General features: G+C 60.6%; 4 protein-coding genes and 1 pseudogene. 3 read left to right on the top strand and 2 right to left on the bottom strand.

Features of this window, described 5'->3' with window-relative positions:
• The 3 genes from WBV42_RS18540 to WBV42_RS18550 form a co-directional block, all read left to right on the top strand.
• Positions 1–932 (top strand): DNA topoisomerase VI subunit B (locus tag WBV42_RS18540; protein ID WP_423987343.1); only part of this gene is annotated, 932 nt, incomplete at its 5' end.
• Positions 929–2,020 carry a DNA topoisomerase IV subunit A gene (locus tag WBV42_RS18545; protein WP_253226266.1) on the top strand — a complete coding sequence of 364 codons (1,092 nt, stop codon included), beginning with the start codon at positions 929–931 and terminating at the stop codon, positions 2,018–2,020. The genes WBV42_RS18540 and WBV42_RS18545, both read left to right, overlap by 4 nt.
• A gap of 103 nt (positions 2,021–2,123) precedes the next feature.
• Positions 2,124–2,309 carry a hypothetical protein gene (locus WBV42_RS18550; protein WP_253226267.1) on the top strand — a complete coding sequence of 62 codons (186 nt, stop codon included), beginning with the start codon at positions 2,124–2,126 and terminating at the stop codon, positions 2,307–2,309.
• Between the two features lie 11 nt (positions 2,310–2,320).
• On the opposite strand, the gene WBV42_RS18555 is transcribed toward WBV42_RS18550, so the two are convergent.
• Both WBV42_RS18555 and WBV42_RS18560 read right to left on the bottom strand, forming a co-directional pair.
• Positions 2,321–3,178 carry a zinc ribbon domain-containing protein gene (locus WBV42_RS18555; protein WP_423987344.1) on the bottom strand — a complete coding sequence of 286 codons (858 nt, stop codon included), beginning with the start codon at positions 3,176–3,178 and terminating at the stop codon, positions 2,321–2,323.
• Between the two features lie 91 nt (positions 3,179–3,269).
• Positions 3,270–3,464: pseudogene (locus WBV42_RS18560) on the bottom strand (MBL fold metallo-hydrolase); the annotation flags it as partial.

Raw genomic sequence — 3,464 nt, forward strand, 5'->3', positions numbered from 1 at the left:
GCGAACTCCTCGACGCGATGAAGGAGACGGACATCATCTCGCCGCCGACCAACTGCCTGTCGCCGATCACGGCGGAACTCGTGGAGGCCGGACTCCGCAAGGAGTACGACGCGGACTTCTACGCGGCCGCGACCCGTGACGCCGACGTTCACGGCGGCGACCCGTTCATCGTGGAGGCCGGTATCGCCTACGGTGGCGAACTACAAGCTGAAGGGTCGGCCGAACTGCTCCGCTTCGCGAACCGCGTGCCGCTGGTGTATCAGCGCGGTGCGTGTGCCACGACGGACGTGGTGAAATCCATCGGTTGGCGCAACTACAATCTCGATCAACCCGGCGGCAGCGGCATCCCGAACGGACCGGTCGTCATCATGGTGCACGTGGCGTCCACGAACGTCCCGTTCACGAGCGAGTCGAAGGACGCGATCGCGAACGTCCCAGCCATCGAGGACGAGATCGAGTTGGCGATTCGGGAGGCCGCCCGCGAACTCAAATCGTACCTCAACAAGCGCCAGTCGCTCAAGAAGCGCCAGAAGAAACAGAACGTCATCGCCACCATCCTGCCGGAGATGGCCGAAAAGCTCTCGACCATGACCGGTCAGGAACGGCTCGAAATCGGCGATTCGCTGGCGCGTATCATGAACAACGTGCTGGTCGAACGCGAGGTCGAGGACGACCTCGTCAAACTCGTCGTGGAGAACCACGGTTCGACCAACGAGTCACCGAAGCTGACCGAAATCGTGGCTGCCGAACCCCAAAACCTCTCGGACGGCGCGACCGCCGTCGAGATGGATGGCGAGTGGTTCGTGACGTGGGAACCCACCGTCGAAAGCGGTGAGGAATCCGTTCTCGAATACAACGTCGCCGATGACGTATCGTTCGACGCCGTCAGGGTCGAAGGAATCGAAGACGAACGATTGACCAACAACACATGAGCACGGACACCAACGAAGAAGCCCAGCAGAAACTCATCGACCTCGCCGCGGAGTTCTACGACCAGTTCGCGGGGGGGAAGATCCCGGAAATGTCCATCCCGACCCGGACGAAGAGCAACATCGAATACGACGAGGACGACCGCGTCTGGGTGTACGGCGACCGGAAGAGCACCCGGAGCGCGAACAGCGTCCGCGGGGCTAGAAAGCTCCTGAAGGCTGTGTACACCATCGACTTCCTCGCGAACCAGTTGGAGGAAGACCGCTCGTCCACCCTCCGTGAGTTGTACTACCTCTCGGAGTCGTGGGACGCCGACGAGGCGCAGTTTTCCAACCAGGACGAGTCGAACCAACTCATCGAGGACTTGGAGATCGTCTCGAACGTCACCCGCGAGGACTTCCACATGCGACCCGAGGAGTCCGGCGCGAAGGTGATGGGACCGCTGCTCCTCCGGGAGCAGACGAATCGAGGCGACCGCGATATTCACTGTCAAGAGGACGTGGGACAGGGCGGCTACCAGATTCCGAACAATCCCGACACCATCGAGTTCCTCGACCACGATGCCGATTTCGTCCTCTGTGTCGAGACCGGTGGGATGCGCGACCGACTCGTCGAGAACGGGTTCGACGAGGAGTACAACACGATAATCGTCCACCTCGGCGGCCAGCCAGCACGGGCGACCCGCCGCCTGACCAAGCGACTTCACCAGGAACTCGATCTACCGGTCACCGTATTTACAGACGGTGACCCGTGGAGTTACCGTATCTACGGTTCGGTCGCCTACGGTTCCATCAAGAGTGCACACCTGAGCGACTACCTCGCCACGCCGGAGGCGAAATTCATCGGCATCCAACCGAAGGACATCGTGGAGTACGACCTGCCGACCGACCCCTTGAGCGATTCGGACAAGAACGCGCTCGAAAGCGAACTCGAAGACCCGCGCTATCAGACGGACTACTGGCGGGAACAGATCGAACTCCAACTCGACATCGAAAAGAAATCCGAACAGCAGGCGCTCGCCTCCCACGGCCTCGATTTCGTGACCGACACCTATCTCCCGGAACGGTTGTCGGACATGGGAATCATCTGATCTGGACGATTCGCTTTTTTCGACCTCGTCTCCCCGGCGACACGGTCAACCATCCTTGAACGACAGTTGGTTTCATAGGTGGCCGATACGTACGAATGAGACGATGGGGAACTGGCTCAATCTGAAGCTCACCGGTATCGGCGCGATGATTTTCGCGCTAGTCTGGGCGCTGACCAACTACTCGATACACGTCTCGAACCCGTTTCTGACACAGTTCGCCGGAGTTGCGGCCATCGGTCTCGCCGTGTTCGCAGTGGCCGATGCACTGCACGGCGGACTGTCCGACTGAGCCGAACGGAATCAGACGAACTCGGTCTCGGTCGTCTCGCCGAATCCGGTTTCGGTGCGATGGTCCACGTCGCCGCGAGCGCACGACCGACAGTAGTGGTTTTCTCCCTCGTTCACCGTTTTCACGGGAACGCCTGCGACGTACTTCCGTTCGTGATACTTCCGCTCGACGCCGTTTCCGACCGGTTTGGCGCACACCGAGCATGGCGTGGCCGGTTCGTAGACCGTCTTCTCGTCCGTCGAACGAACCCGACCGAACGTCGTCGGCGACCTGAGTCCGGGAACGTGTTGCGGTGTGAGAACGAGCAAGAACAAGCCGAGCAGGAGGGAAAGAGTGCCGAAGACCAATCCCGCTCCGGCCCAGTTGGTCAGGAGGAGAAATAACCCGAACAGGACGCCGAGGGAACCGAAAATGAGACTCACGGCGAACGCGAGGGCGCGTTTGACCGTCCAGTCGGTGGAGAATCCCTCGTCCTCGAAGTACTCCTCGGAGCCATCCTCGCGCAGTTCGATTCGCTCCGCGCCCGGCGAGTAGCAGTACCACGCATACAGCAAGTTGCCGATGCCACTGGTGGACATAAGGAGGAGGATGTGGAGTGGAATCGACCCGAACCCGCGATTTATCATCACGACGCGGTCGCCGTAATCCTGTTTTACGTCCCAGCCCTCGACCGTGAGGTCCTCGATTCGGCGGCTAAAACCGTCGTTTCGCGGGTGTCGTGAGTTCCGGGTGTGCCGTGAATGCTGTGAGCGAAAGCTATCGCTCCCACCCGAATCGACTGCACTCCCGCACTGGGAGCAGAACGAATCGCCCGGGGAGAGCGACGAACCGCACTGCGAACAGAAGTTGGAGGGACTTCGGGAACGCATGTGTGAACTAACCCCGTCTCGACTCAAGAAGATTGTGTTGTGATGAACTATTCGGTCCGGTGAACGGAACGGGGATCGTTCCGGACGATTCCTATTCCTCGTCGAGCGCAACCGCGATACCGCGTCCTTCGACGTCCTCGGCGAACGCCGCAGAGTCGGCTTCGAGCGCGGCGAACGTGTTGTAGTGAATCGGGACGACGAGGTCGGGGTCGAGGTCGGCGGCCAATGCGGCCGCTTCGTGTCTGTCCATCGTGAAACTCCTGCCAATGGGCGGCAAGAACAGCGA

Origin of the sequence: Haladaptatus sp. (assembly GCF_049589095.1) — an archaeon.
Taxonomy (GTDB): domain Archaea; phylum Halobacteriota; class Halobacteria; order Halobacteriales; family Haladaptataceae; genus Haladaptatus.

What these genes read in the sequence shown, in the direction of transcription:
- WBV42_RS18555 (WP_423987344.1), bottom strand. Translation starts at nt 3,178, where the DNA reads ATGCGTTCCCGAAGTCCCTCCAACTTCTGTTCGCAGTGCGGTTCGTCG.
- WBV42_RS18545 (WP_253226266.1), top strand. Translation starts at nt 929, where the DNA reads ATGAGCACGGACACCAACGAAGAAGCCCAGCAGAAACTCATCGACCTC.
- WBV42_RS18550 (WP_253226267.1), top strand. Translation starts at nt 2,124, where the DNA reads ATGGGGAACTGGCTCAATCTGAAGCTCACCGGTATCGGCGCGATGATT.